Origin of the sequence: Streptomyces sp. NPDC096012 (assembly GCF_040426375.1) — a bacterium.
In the GTDB taxonomy this organism is placed as follows: domain Bacteria; phylum Actinomycetota; class Actinomycetes; order Streptomycetales; family Streptomycetaceae; genus Streptomyces.
In genome coordinates this window covers 176745-189441 of the sequence record NZ_JBEOTD010000007.1, presented here as the reverse complement: position 1 = coordinate 189441, position 12697 = coordinate 176745, and the positions used below count along the sequence as shown (strand labels likewise).

Sequence of the window (12697 nt, the reverse complement as noted above, 5' to 3'; positions counted from 1 at the left end):
TCTGACCGGCGGACGCATGGCGGCGGACTCTGATGGGTAAAACCACTGTTTCCTCCTTCCACGCATACCACGCCTCGGCGGAGTCACGCTCGTCATGTCCGGGAACCGGACCCCGGAGCGGCTCGGGTCCCGCTAGGGTCCGCGCTCGTGAGCGACTGGACACCGGACTTCCTGCAGACCACCCGCGCCTCCTACGACACGATCGCCAAGGAGTACACGGCCGCCTTCCCCAGCGGTCTGTCCCACCCGCTGGACCACGCCCTGGTCACCGCCTTCGCGGAGCTGGCCGCGTCGAACGGCACCGCGCCCGTGGCCGACCTCGGCAGCGGCCCCGGCCATGTCACCGCGCTGCTCCACGCGAGGGGGGCCCGGGCCTTCGGCGTCGACCTCTCCCCCGCGATGGTGGACCTGGCCCGCGCGACCCATCCTCAACTGCGTTTCCACGTGGGCTCCATGACGTCCCTCGATCTGCCGGACGGCACCCTGGGCGGCATCCTTGCGCTGTACTCGACGATCCACGTGCCCGACGACCACCTGCCACGGGCCTTCGCGGAGTTCCGTCGCACGCTGGTCCCGGGCGGTCACGCCCTGCTCGCCTTCCAGGCGGCCCAGGAGGGCGCGCCCGACCGCCTCCATCTGGCCGAACGCTTCGGCCACGGCATCGCGCTCGACTACTACTGGCGTACGCCCGAACAGGTCACCGCGGCGCTGACCGGCGCGGGCCTGGAACCGGTGGCGACGACTGTCCGGGAGCCGGCCGGGGAGGAGCGGCGCGCCCGGGCGTTCGTACTGGCCAGAAGGCCCCTGGAGGCCGGCTGAGGGTGCCGTGGGGACCGGCCGGGAGGGATGTGACCGGCCCGGCCGGCCCGCCCGTTCCCCCGATGGGAGTGCTTTCCCCGACGGGCAGGAAGAGCGAGAAAGCGAGTCGACCGTGACCGGGGGCGGCGGGTCGGGCCCGGGCGGACCCCGGCCGGGCCGCTGTGAGGCGGGGGCGGCGGGTTGGGCCGGGGGCGGACCCTGGCCAGGCCGCTGTGACGCGGGGGCGGCGGGTCGGGCCCGGGCGGACCCCGGCCGGGCCGCTGTGAGGCGGGGGCCGCGGGTCGGGCCGGGGACGCGCCCTGGCCAGGCCGCTGTGACGCGGGGGCGGCGGGTCCGTCCGAGGCCGGCGTCCCATGGTTACGCCGGTGCCACCGCCGCCAGCCGGTGTACGTCCTTGGCCGTGCCCGTGACCCCCGACAGGAAGCCCTGCGCCCGGGGCGAGGCGCTCTCGGTCAGCCACGAGGGGTCGATGTCGCAGACCGCCACGCGCACCCCGGTCCCGGCCAGCGCGAGCGGCAGGGTGTGCACGACGGTGGAGGGGAAGCTGAGGATCGTGCCGCCGATGGGGCCCCGGCGGGCGATCAGTTCCAGGGGCAGCTCGGGGCGGACGATCTCCAGGCCGGTCTCCACGGCCAGGCGGCGCAGCTTGTCCGTGCTCTCGCGGCGGTGCGCGAAGTAACGCGTGGCGCCGTGGGCCTTGGCCAGGGTGCGGACGGCGTCCAGGTAGCGGTCGCCGTCCACCACCCCGGTCTCCACCAGGGACGTGCCGACCATGTCCGCGCCCCTGGTGATGCGCGGCGGTCCGAAGCGGGCGCGGGTCCAGGAGAAGTCGTTGACGGTGACGGTGACGCCCTCGGGCGTCTCGGTCACCGGCATGGAGGAGAAGACCTCGACCCGGCGGCGGGCGCTCGGGGTGAGGCGGCGGCGGGCCGAGGAGGACACCGGCGCGAAGAGCAGGTCGCGCGCGCCGGGGCGGCCGCCCTTGCGGTGCCAGCGGACCAGGCGCTCGCCGCGGGCCAGCTGGGCGACGAACTCCATCGTCGCCGTGCCGTCGTCGACCACGACCAGATCCCTGGCCCTGGTGATCGTCAGCAGCAGTTGTACGTAGCGGGAGAAGGGGTCTCCCATGACGATCCGGTCGGCCCGGCGCAGTGGACCCGCCAGGCCGCCGATCGTGTGGAAGGGCGCGGTCGTACCGCCCCGCGCCTCCTCCCAGCGCACCCGGTACCCCTCGTCCCGCGCCAGGTCGGCCATGCGGCGCAGCTGGCCGCGGGTCATGGGGTCGGTCGGGGACAGGACGACGACGGTGAGCTCCGCGCCGGCCGCCGGGTTCCCGCCGGCCACCGTCCGCCGTATCTGCGCCGGCACGGAGGGCACGGTGTCCGGGCCGGCGCCGTGCAGGCCTCGCGGATGCGCCCACTCCAGCACGTTCAGCAGCTGGACCGGGCTCTCCACGAAGGCGAGCGTGCGGGGAGGGTGGCCGGCGTGACCGGCGCGGGGGCTCATCGGCGTACGACCGTCCCGTCGTAGGGCAATCCGTCAGTCAATCGGGGTGCTCAGACCGAGACGGGCTCGCCCGCGGCCGCGGCGATCTCCGCCTCGGCGACGACGCCGGCGACGCGGCGCAGCTTCTTCATCGGGCCGATCTCGGAGTCGTAGACCTTCTTGACGCCGTCACCGAGGGAGGCCTCGATGGTGCGGATGTCGCGCACCAGGCGGGTGAGGCCCTGCGGCTCCACGGAGGCCGCCTGGTCGGAGCCCCACATGGCGCGGTCGAGGGTGATGTGACGCTCGACGAAGGCCGCCCCGAGCGCGACCGCGGCGAGGGTGGTCTGCAGGCCGGTCTCGTGGCCCGAGTAGCCGATCGGGACGTTCGGGAACTCCTTCTCCAGCGTGTTGATCACGCGGAGGTTCAGTTCCTCGGCCTTGGCCGGGTAGGTGGAGGTGGCGTGGCACATGAGGATGTTGTCGCTGCCCAGGACCTCGACCGCGTGGCGGATCTGCCTGGGCGTCGACATGCCGGTGGAGAGGATGACCGAGCGGCCGGTGGCGCGCAGGGCCGTCAGCAGCTCGTCGTCGGTGAGGGAGGCGGAGGCCACCTTGTGGGCGGGGACGTCGAACTTCTCCAGGAAGGCGACGGCCTCGGTGTCCCACGGGGAGGCGAACCAGTCGATGTTCCGGCTCTTGCAGTACTCGTCGATCTGGCGGTACTCGTCCTCGCCGAACTCCACCCGGTGGCGGTAGTCGATGTAGGTCATCCGGCCCCAGGGGGTGTCGCGCTCGATGTCCCACTGGTCGCGCGGGGTGCAGATCTCCGGGGTGCGCTTCTGGAACTTCACGGCGTCGCAGCCGGCCTCGGCGGCCACGTCGATCAGCTTGAAGGCGTTCTCCAGCTCACCGTTGTGGTTGATGCCGATCTCGCCGCAGATGTAGACGGGACGGCCGGGGCCGACCTCGCGCGAACCGAACGTACGCAGACGGGAGTTGGTGCTCATCGGGGGATGTCCTTACTTGGGGAGGGAATCGAGAGAGGGGCCGAGGATCCAGCTGGCGATCTCTCGGATCGCGCCGTCGCCGCCGGGGACGGTGGTGACCGCGCGTGCGGCGCCGCGTACGACGTCGTGGGCGCTTCCGACCGCCACGGGCCAGCCCACGAGGGCGAAGCACGGGAGGTCGTTCACGTCGTTGCCGACGTAGAGCACGCGCTCCGGCGCGATGCCCTGCTCCTCGCACCACTGTTTGAGGGCGAGGTCCTTGCGGTCGATGCCGTGCAGCACCGGGAGCTTCAGCTTCCGGGCGCGGGCGGCGACCACAGGGTTCTGTTCCGTGGACAGGATCAGCATCTTCAGGCCGCTCCGGCGCAGCGCGGCGATGCCGAGTCCGTCCCCGCGGTGCACGGAGACGAACTCCCGTCCGTCGGAGTCGATCAGCACCCGGTCGTCGGTCTGGGTGCCGTCGAAGTCCAGTACGACCGCGTCGATGTCCGCGGCGGTCGGCAGCGAACCGGGGCGGTCCGCGTCGAAGAGGGGCGCGAGGGCCCGGGCCCGCGCCAGGTCGTGCGGGTCGTCGATCTCCAGCACCCGGGCCGGGTCGGTGCGCACCAGCTCGGTGTGGCCGAAGAAGCGGTGGTTGTGCTCGCGGAAGCCGGCCGCGTCCATCGCGTAGGCGGCGCCGGTCTCCAGCAGGTCCTGGGGGCGGTCCTGGCGGCGCGGGCGGAAGGACTTGTCGTGGTTGACGCCGTATCCGCCGGCCGTCTCCGGGGTGTTGATCCCGTCGGTGCCGTCCCGCCAGAGGAAACCGTGGAAGGCGGCGACGGTGACGGCGGTGTCGGCGCCGTTCTCGACGACCGCGGCGGCGACCCCGTCGATGTCCTCCCGGACGATGAACGGGCTGGTGCACTGCACCAGCAGGACCGCGTCGACCGCCGCGCCGTGCAGGGCCTCGTGCGCGTCCATGGCGTGCAGGACGGCGGCCTCCGAGGTGGCCGTGTCGCCGGCGATGGCGGCGGGCCGCAGCACGACCTCGGCGCCGGCCTGCCGGGCGGCGGCCGCGATGGCCTGGTCGTCGGTGGACACGACGACGTCGGTCACCAGGCGGGTGGCCCGGCACTCGCGGACCGCGCGTGCCACGAGCGGGATGCCGCCCACCGGCGCGAGGTTCTTCGCGGGGACGCCCTTGGAGCCGCCTCGGGCGGGGATCACCGCGAGCACCCGGCGCACCGAAGCGCCTTGGCCCGCTTCCGGGTCGGACATGGCTTCTCCTCCTTGGACGAAGGTCACAGCTCTCCCATCCGCCGGATCACCGGAGCGACCCGCTGCACGCCGTGGCGGTAGGCGCCGCGCGCGGCGCGGCGCACGATCTGGCGGACGGGGCCGGGCGCCTTGTCGGCGGTGGGCGCGCCGGGCAGCGGGGCGCCGTCGGGGCCGAGGTGGTGGCGGGCCAGGATTCCGGGCAGGTAGCCGGGCGCGGTCCGGGGTGTGTAGTAGGGGTTCAGGGGCGGCAGGGCGCCGGAGCGGTCCAGCAGTTCGGCGATGCGGTCGCGTGCGGTGTCGTACGCGGTGGCGTAGGTGCCTTCGCCGGAGGCGGCGGCCCCGGCTCCGACGCCCTGCCGGGCGACCCACTCCGGGTCCGGCACCGGGCGGTGCCCGGCGTCCAGCTGGTCCCAGGAGGCGAGGCACCCGGAGCCGGTGAAGTGGTGGTTGCCGAGCACCTCGCGTACCCCGAGGTCGGTCAGGACGACCGTCGGGACGCGCCGGTGCAGGGCCTCCAGGGCGGCCGTGGAGCTGACCGTGACCAGCAGGTCGGTGCGGTCGAGCACCTCGCCCATGTGACCGTAGACGAGCCGGAAGTTGGCCGGCGGGTCCATGCCCTGGACGAGCTTCTGGTAGGGCAGCTCCTCGATGTGCGTGGTGTGCTCGCCGGGCTTGGAGCGCAGCTTCAGCAGCACCTCGCGCTCGGGGTGCCTGCGGGCGTGCTCGATCAGGCGGTCGAGGAGGTACGCACGGTCCCTGCGGTTGTCCGGGACGGACGGCTGGGCCGCGAACACCACCGTGTAGGGCTCGTGTCCGCCGGTGTACGGCTGCCCGTCGAGGAAGGGCAGCGCGACCTCGGTGACCGAGGAGGCGTCGGCGCCCACGCCCTCGTACACGGCCCGGAAGCGGTCCGCGTCGTGACGGGAGTTGGCGAGGACGAGGTCCGCGCCGTGCCGCAGCAGCAGCCCGTCGGTGAGCTTCTCGTAGACGACGCCGACGTAGCCGGTGACCACGACGGGACGCCGGCCCGTACCCCAGGCGGCGCGCAGCCCGTGCAGCATCGCCTGCACACCGCCGCCGACCAGGGCGAGCACGAGGACGTCGTACGGCTCCTCGGTCATCGCGCGGAGGAACTCCACGCCGGTGACCTCGCGGAGCGAGTCCGCCCGGACGCCGACCTCCTGGAGCTGGCGGGCTGTCGGGGTGGCGCGTCCCCGCAGGAGGTAGCCGTCGAGCCGGACCTCGGCATCCGCGGGAGTGAGACGCTGCGCGGTGAGCGCGCCCCACTTCCACCGGGTGTCGGAGTCCGCGAGGACGGCGACCCGCAGGGACTTCCTTGCACTTGTTGGCACGTCCAAGACGCTAGGAAGCCATTTCGAGGTCCCGCCCAACCGGAACACAACAAACGGTTAACAGCACATCGCCGAATGGCGAATCGGCTCGTGACCACACCGGAAATAGGCCTGGTTCACAGCTTCGCCACGTGTCGTTCACCCGGTATCAAGCAGGCCGTCAAGACGAATGACGGGCTTCGCCCTAACGTCCCTGACGTGGTCAAGCTCTCCGTCATCGTGCCGTTCTACAACGTGCAGCAATACGCGCCCGACACGCTCAGGAGCCTGCGGGCGAATGCGCGTGAGGACTTCGAATTCATTCTCGTCGACGACTGTTCCCGCGACGGGACACCAGAGATTCTCGCGCGCGCGGAGCGCGAGCTGCCGGGCGCGGTGCTCGTCCGGCACGAGCAGAACGGGGGGCTGGCGACCGCGCGCAACACCGGGATCGACCGGGCGCGCGGCGAGTACCTGACATTCCTGGACGGGGACGACTGGCTCGCCCCCGGCTACTACCCGCAACTGGTCGCGGCCATCGAGGGCCTGGGCTGCGACTTCCTGCGCACCGACCATGTGCAGTGCACCGCCCGGGCGCGCAGCGTGCACCGGGTGCCCGTCGGCCGGCGGAACGTGGTGCTGGACCCGCGGGCGGCGATCCTGCCCGCCGACCGGTCCACCTCCGTGGACTACGCCTTCGCCTGGGCGGGCGTCTACCACCGGCGGCTGGTGGACAAGGGGCTGCTGCACTTCACCGACGGTCTGCGTACGGCCGAGGACCGGCCGTGGATCTGGCGGCTGCACCGGGAGGCGGAGTCCTTCGCCGCGGTGAGTCTGCTCGGCGTGTTCTACCGGCGCGGAGTCGCCTCGTCGCTCACCCAGATCGGCGATGTGCGGCAGCTCGATTTCATTCGTGCGTTCGACCAGGTCATCGCGGAAACCGCCCAGGACCCGGAGGCCGGCGAACTGCTGCCGAAGGCCGTCCGCACCTACTGCGCGATCATCTCCCATCACCTGGGATCCATCGAGAGGTTCGAGCCGGCGGTGGCGAAGAAACTGAAATCCCTGAGCGCCGGCGCCCTGCGGCGCATGCCGCAGGACGTGCTGGAGGAGGCGCTGGACTCCATGGACCTGCTGCGCGCCACGAAGCTGCGCCGGCTGCGCCGCCGGCCCGCCCCCGCGGGGGTCGCCGCGTGACCACCCAGATCTTCCAGGCGTCGACGCTGTACGGCACGGCCACGCTCGCCGCCGCCCTGGACTCCGGCTGCTTCCGCCCGGCCGACCGGCGGATCCTGCTGGTCTGCAACAACGCGGCCACCCCCGAGACCACGCCCGGCCTGGACGAGACGCCCGGCTTCGAGCGGCTGCGCGACCGGTTCGACGAGGTGCTGTCGTACAACGCGGCGATCTCCCCGTTCCACCCGGGCGGCTGGGCACCGCGCCCGGACGACCTGCCGCTCTGGGAGCGCTACCTGCGCCACGAGTGGCGGCTGGCCGACGACGACGTGGAACTGGTCGTGGAGTCCATCCAGGTCAGCCCGTCGCTCAGCCTCGCGCAGATCTTCACCGGCGCCCCGGTCACCGTCTACGCCGACGGCCTGATGAGCTACGGCCCCACCCGCAACAAGATCGACCCGCTGGTCGGCACCCGGGTGGACCGGGTGCTCCACCTGGACCTGGTGCCCGGTCTCGAGCCGCTGCTGCTCACCGAGTTCGAGGTGCCCGGCGAGGTGGTCGCGACGCAGGCCTTCACCAAGGTGCTCGCCGAACTCGCGCCGGCCGGCGACGGTCTGCCGGCGATCGAGGAGCCCGCGCTGCTGCTCGGCCAGTACCTGTCCGCGCTCGACATCCTCTCCCCCGAGCAGGAGGAGGAGCTGCACGTGCGGATGCTCCAGGGCGCGGCCGCGCTCGGGCACACCGGCGTGGTGTTCAAGCCGCACCCGTCCGCCCCGGCCCGCTTCACCCGCTCGCTGGAGCAGGAGGCGGAGCGGCTCGGGGTCGAACTGACGGTGCTGGACACGCCGGTGCTGGCCGAGGTGCTGTACCAGCGGATGCGTCCCGCACTGGTCGTCGGCTGCTTCTCCACGGCGCTGCTCACCGCGTCCGCGCTGTACGGCCTGCCGGTCGCCCGGGTCGGCACCGATCTGCTGCTGGAGCGGCTGACGCCGTTCGAGAACAGCAACCGCATCCCGGTCACCGTCGTGGACGCGCTGCTGCCCGAGCTGGGCGACCGCGCCGCCGTCGGCGAGCAGCGCGGGGCCATGGACGTGGCCGCGCTGGGCGCGCTGGTGCGTGCCGTGGGCTTCGCGATGCAGCCGAAGATCCTGCCGCGGCTGCGCCGGGAGACGGAGGCCTACCTCGCGAAGAACCTGGACCGGCGGACCCTGCGCTACTTCAAGCGCAAGCGTCTGACCTCGCTGGCGCTGCCCGGCGGGGTGCCGGCGCAGCTGTCGTTCATCCCGCGCAACGCCACGGTCCGCCGGATGGCCCGCAAGGCGCGCGGGCTGCGCCGGGTCGTACGCCGCTGAACACCCCTGGCGCCGTTCGGGGCGGGCCCGGTCACCGGGCCCGCCCCGTCGTCGTCACCGGCCCAGGACGGTCCGGATTCGGGCAGCGTCGTCCCGCGTCGCCCTCCACAGCAGTTCCCGCCGCGCCACCGGACGGGTCCGGCCGCACAGGTCGCGCCCGCGCCGGCCGCCGGGGACTTCTCGCCGTCCTGGTTCGCCGTCGGCGGGCGCGGGTGCGGCGACTCCGGCGGTGAACTCTCCTGACTCCGCCGAGCGAATACGGCCTTTACGGCCGGACGCCATGCGTTTGCCGAAACCCGGGGGTGAATGGATGAACCGGGAAGATAAAACAACGGGCAGGTTAACGAACTCGGACGGATGAGAAAACAATCGACCTGCCAAAAAGGTCATTTCCGTGATTAGCCCAGGTGCCGGCGGCACGGCCCCGCCCTCTCGGGGAATTTCACAAAAGAATCCGAGATGATCAGCCGCTCTTCGGGTAGGGGCCGAGCACCATGGCTCCTTCCTCCCCCGCCCTCGCCGCGATTCCCGCTCCCCCCGTGCCCGGGACGGCCTCCGCACCCCTGCGCGCCCGCCGGGGCCGCCTGCTCGCCCTGGACGGCCTGCGGCTCGTGGCCGCCCTGATGGTCTGCCTCTACCACTACGCCGGCCGCGGCGGCCCGGTCTCCGGGTCCTGGCACCAGACCCCGGCCGCCGTCTTCCCGACCCTCGGCCGGGCCGCCACCTACGGCTGCCTGGGCGTGCAGTTCTTCTTCGTCATCAGCGGCTTCGTCATCTGCATGAGCAGTTGGGGCCGCACCCTCGGCGACTTCTTCCGGTCCCGGGTCGCCCGCCTCTACCCCGCCTACTGGGTCGCCCTGGTGCTGGTCACCGCGGCGGCCGTCGTCCTCCCCGTGGTCGTCCACCCGGTCCGGCCGGACGAGTTCCTGGTCAACCTGACGATGCTGCAGCAGCCCATGGGCGCCACCCGCGTGCTCGGGGTGTGCTGGACGCTCTGGGTCGAGGTGCGCTTCTACGCCCTGTTCGCCCTGTTCGTCGTCCTGCGCGGCGTCACCTACCGCGGCGTCGTGCTCTTCTGCGGCGTGTGGACGCTGGCGGCGGTGGTGTGCCGCACGTCCGGCAACGAACTGACGGACCAGCTGATCATGCCGGACTACGCCCCCTTCTTCATCGGCGGTCTGGCCCTGTACCTGATCCACCGCTTCGGCGGCGACCTGCTGCTGTGGGGCATCGTCGCGGTGTCCTGGCTTCTCGGTCAGAGCACCGCCACGCGCGGTCTGTGGCATGCCGGCGCCCAGGGCGACTTCCACCGCGACCCGTGGGTCATCATGGCGATCGTCACCCTCGCCTTCGCCGCGGTCGCCGCCGTGGCCCTGGGCTGGACCGGACGGGCCGACTGGTCCTGGCTGGTCACGGCCGGTGCGCTGACGTACCCGTTCTATCTGGTCCACGAGCACCTGGGCTGGTTCGTCATCCGGGTGCTGCACCGGGGTCTGGGACTGCCGCCGTGGCCGACGCTCGTGCTGACCGTGCTCGGCATGCTGCTGCTGGCGTGGCTGATCCACCGGTTCGTGGAGAAGCCCTTCGGTCCCCGGTTGAAGAAGGCGCTGAAGAGGGCGCGTACACCGGGAGTTCCCGCCGGGTTCACCGCGGCGAAGGACGGCGGGTCGGCCGGCTGATCCCCGAGCGGCGGACCGCACGCCGGGCCGGTCCCCGCGGGACGGGACCGCACGCCGGGCCTCACCCCGCGGGACAGACCGCACGCCGGGCCGGTCCCCGCCGGACGGACCGCACCCCGCGGGACAGACCGCACGCCTGGCCGCACCCCGCGGAACGGACCGCACGCCGGCCGGTCCCCGCCGGACGGACCGCACGCCGGGCCGCACCCCGCGGGGTGGGCCCCGGTGTCGGACTGAACCCCCGCGGGGCGACCCGATGTTGGGTTGCCGTTCATTTCGCCGTGGGTTTCGAACATGGCGTCGGGGCAGGCACCGTAGTGCCCCTGCCCCTGCCCCCACAGCACAGGCTTTCCGCAGGGATCACCGACTGCCGTACCGAGGGAGTGCCTCCGCCGCATGGCCGCCATCCAGGAAGCGACCCGACCGCCCCATCGACTGGACGATGTCCCGGGCTGGTTCCCGGTGCTCGACCAGCTGCTCTTCGACTGGTTCCTGAGCAGGCAGGAGGCCGCCGGGACACACGGCGACCTGCTGGAGATCGGGGTCTACATGGGCAAGAGCGCGATCTTCACCGGCCGCCATCTGCAGCCGGGCGAGAAGTACACCGTGTGCGACCTCTTCGAGGGCGACGCCCCGGACGACGCCAACCGGGCCGAGTCCGCCAAGTCCTACCGCGCGCTGACCCGGCGCCGCTTCGAGGACAACTACCGCGCCTTCCACGAGGGGCTGCCCCGCGTGCTCCAGGGGCCCAGCTCGCTGGTGCCCGCCGAGACCGAGCCCCGCTCCTGCCGGTTCGTGCACATCGACGGCTCGCATCTGTACGAGCACGTGCACGCCGACATAGGGGCGGCCCGGGAGTTGCTGCTGCCCGACGGCATCGTGGTGCTGGACGACTTCCGCTCCGAGCACACGCCCGGCGTGTCCATGGCCACCTGGGAGGCCGTGCTCAACCGCGGCCTGCGCCCCGTCTGCCTGAGCACCCAGAAGCTCTACGGCACCTGGGGCGACCCGGAGCCGATCCGGCAGGAGCTGATGGCCATGGTGCGCGAGCGGACCGACTGCCACCTGAGCGTCCAGGAGGCCGCCGGGCACCAGATCGTCCGCCTGAAGTCCAAGCGGATGCCGGCGCCGGAGTTCCCGCTCTCCCGGCACGCCGAGGAGCCCGTCGCCGGGACGCCGGCGAGCCCGGCACCGGCACCCGCTGCGGCACCGGCACCACCGGCCCGCCCCGCGCCCCGGCCCGGCCGGCGGGTGCGCCGGATCGCCGCCGACCTGCTGCCACCGGTCATCACCCGGGCGATACGCAAGGCACGCGCGGCCAGGGCCTGACGGCGGCGGGCCGGCCGACCGCGCACCCGACGGCACGGTGGACGGCGCACGGCTCTTCGACACGTACGCGGGCCGCACCGGACGCTGCCGGGCGCGGCGGCACCCGTCCCGGCCGTCGCGGCGCTCCCGGCGGCCCCGGAGTCCTACGGCCCCGGTGTCTTCCCGGTCCGCCCGGACGGTTGCGTCGCCCGGGCGGGCGAGACGGCGGCCGGTGCGGACGCGTGTCCGCCCGGTCGGCCTCCGCTGAGCGGTGCGCCTAGGCGCCGGCCAGCGACAGCTTCACCGCGAAGCCGAGGAACAGCGCGCCGGCCGCCGAGGTGGCCGTCGCCGACAACCGCTTGCGGCGCCGGAAGGCGGCGGCGAGCCGGGTGCCGCCGAAGATCAGCGCGCTGAGGTAGAGGAAGCTGGCGAGCTGGGCGAAGGCACCGAGAACGACGAAGGAGAGGGCCGGGTAGGCGTAGCCCGGGTCTACGAACTGAACGAAGAAGGCGACGAAGAACAGGATCGCCTTGGGGTTGAACAGGCTGACGACGAGGGCACGGCGGAACGGCCGCTCGTCGGCTTCCGCGGCCTGCGCGGCGTCCTCCACGGAGGGCTCCCGCCGGGTCCGCCACATCGCCCACGCGGCCCGCATCATCCCGATCGCCAGCCAGGTCAGATATCCGGCGCCGGCGTACTTCACGATCCCGAACAGCAGGGCGTTGGCCTGCAGGAGGGAGGCGACCCCGGCCGCGGACAGTGTCATCAGCACGGTGTCCCCGCACCACACACCGGCGGCGGCGGTGTAGCCGGGCCGCACTCCGCGGCGGGCGGCGACGGAGAGGACGTAGAGGGAGTTGGGACCGGGCAGCAGGATGATCAGGACCAGGCCTGCCAGATAGGTGGGGAGATCGATGACGCCGAACATGAGAGGGAGTGTCGCACGGGAGTACGACAACGGGCCGGGGCCCCCGGCAGGCGGTCGCCGGCGGGGTCGGCGGACGGTCGCAGGCGGGGTCGGCAGGCGGTCGGTGGCCGCTCGGCCGGGGTCGCAGGTGACCGGCAGACGGTCAGTGGGCGCTCGGCCGGGGTCGCAGGCAGTCGGCAGGTGACCGGCAGACGGTCGATGGCCGCTCGGCCGGGGGCGCAGGCAGTCGGCAGGGTGACCCGTAGACGGCCGGCCGGCGGTCGATGGCCGCTGGGCCGGAGCAGCAGGCAGTCGGCAGGTGACCGGCAGACGGTCAGTGGCCGCTCGGCCGGAGCAGCAGGCAGGCGGCAGG

At 72.9% G+C, this 12697-nt stretch carries 10 protein-coding genes; 5 read left to right on the top strand and 5 right to left on the bottom strand.

Translation table 11 applies throughout. The features are described 5' to 3' along the window. The first annotated feature begins 147 nt into the window (after window positions 1-147). Window positions 148-819: a class I SAM-dependent methyltransferase gene (locus ABVB68_RS10540; RefSeq protein ID WP_353600639.1), complete on the top strand. Its 672-nt coding sequence runs from the start codon at window positions 148-150 to the stop codon at window positions 817-819. A 357-nt stretch (window positions 820-1176) separates the two neighbouring features. Here the strand turns inward: ABVB68_RS10540 and ABVB68_RS10535 are convergent, their stop codons facing one another. Genes ABVB68_RS10535 through ABVB68_RS10520 form a run of 4 tightly spaced genes read right to left on the bottom strand, consistent with a single transcriptional unit; the run spans window position 1177 to window position 5923 of the window. Next, entirely contained in the window at window positions 1177-2325 is a 1149-nt protein-coding gene (locus ABVB68_RS10535; RefSeq protein ID WP_353600638.1) for a hypothetical protein, read from the bottom strand. A gap of 50 nt (window positions 2326-2375) precedes the next feature. Next, on the bottom strand, window positions 2376-3314 hold the full coding sequence (locus ABVB68_RS10530; RefSeq protein WP_353600637.1) for an N-acetylneuraminate synthase family protein: 939 nt from the start codon (window positions 3312-3314) through the stop codon (window positions 2376-2378). A 12-nt stretch (window positions 3315-3326) separates the two neighbouring features. Next, the gene (locus ABVB68_RS10525; RefSeq protein ID WP_353600636.1) at window positions 3327-4571 is read right to left on the bottom strand and encodes a cytidylyltransferase domain-containing protein; all 1245 of its coding nucleotides are present in this window, start codon (window positions 4569-4571) and stop codon (window positions 3327-3329) included. 23 nt (window positions 4572-4594) lie between these two features. Then, the gene (locus ABVB68_RS10520) at window positions 4595-5923 is read right to left on the bottom strand and encodes a DUF6716 putative glycosyltransferase (protein WP_353600635.1); all 1329 of its coding nucleotides are present in this window, start codon (window positions 5921-5923) and stop codon (window positions 4595-4597) included. Between the two features lie 198 nt (window positions 5924-6121). Between ABVB68_RS10520 and ABVB68_RS10515 the strand changes: the two genes are divergently transcribed. The 4 genes from ABVB68_RS10515 (at window position 6122) to ABVB68_RS10500 (ending at window position 11438) form a co-directional block, all read left to right on the top strand. Further along, entirely contained in the window at window positions 6122-7099 is a 978-nt protein-coding gene (locus tag ABVB68_RS10515; RefSeq protein WP_353600634.1) for a glycosyltransferase family 2 protein, read from the top strand. Continuing rightward, complete coding sequence (locus tag ABVB68_RS10510; protein ID WP_353600633.1) at window positions 7096-8430, top strand: alpha-2,8-polysialyltransferase family protein; 1335 nt, start codon at window positions 7096-7098, stop codon at window positions 8428-8430. Before ABVB68_RS10515 ends, ABVB68_RS10510 begins: the two co-directional genes overlap by 4 nt. A gap of 494 nt (window positions 8431-8924) precedes the next feature. Next, entirely contained in the window at window positions 8925-10109 is a 1185-nt protein-coding gene (locus ABVB68_RS10505) for an acyltransferase family protein (RefSeq protein WP_353600632.1), read from the top strand. Between the two features lie 396 nt (window positions 10110-10505). After that, the gene (locus tag ABVB68_RS10500) at window positions 10506-11438 is read left to right on the top strand and encodes a class I SAM-dependent methyltransferase (protein ID WP_353600631.1); all 933 of its coding nucleotides are present in this window, start codon (window positions 10506-10508) and stop codon (window positions 11436-11438) included. A gap of 256 nt (window positions 11439-11694) precedes the next feature. Here the strand turns inward: ABVB68_RS10500 and leuE are convergent, their stop codons facing one another. Continuing rightward, window positions 11695-12345 carry a leucine efflux protein LeuE gene (gene leuE / locus ABVB68_RS10495; RefSeq protein ID WP_353600630.1) on the bottom strand — a complete coding sequence of 217 codons (651 nt, stop codon included), beginning with the start codon at window positions 12343-12345 and terminating at the stop codon, window positions 11695-11697. Window positions 12346-12697 lie beyond the last annotated feature (352 nt).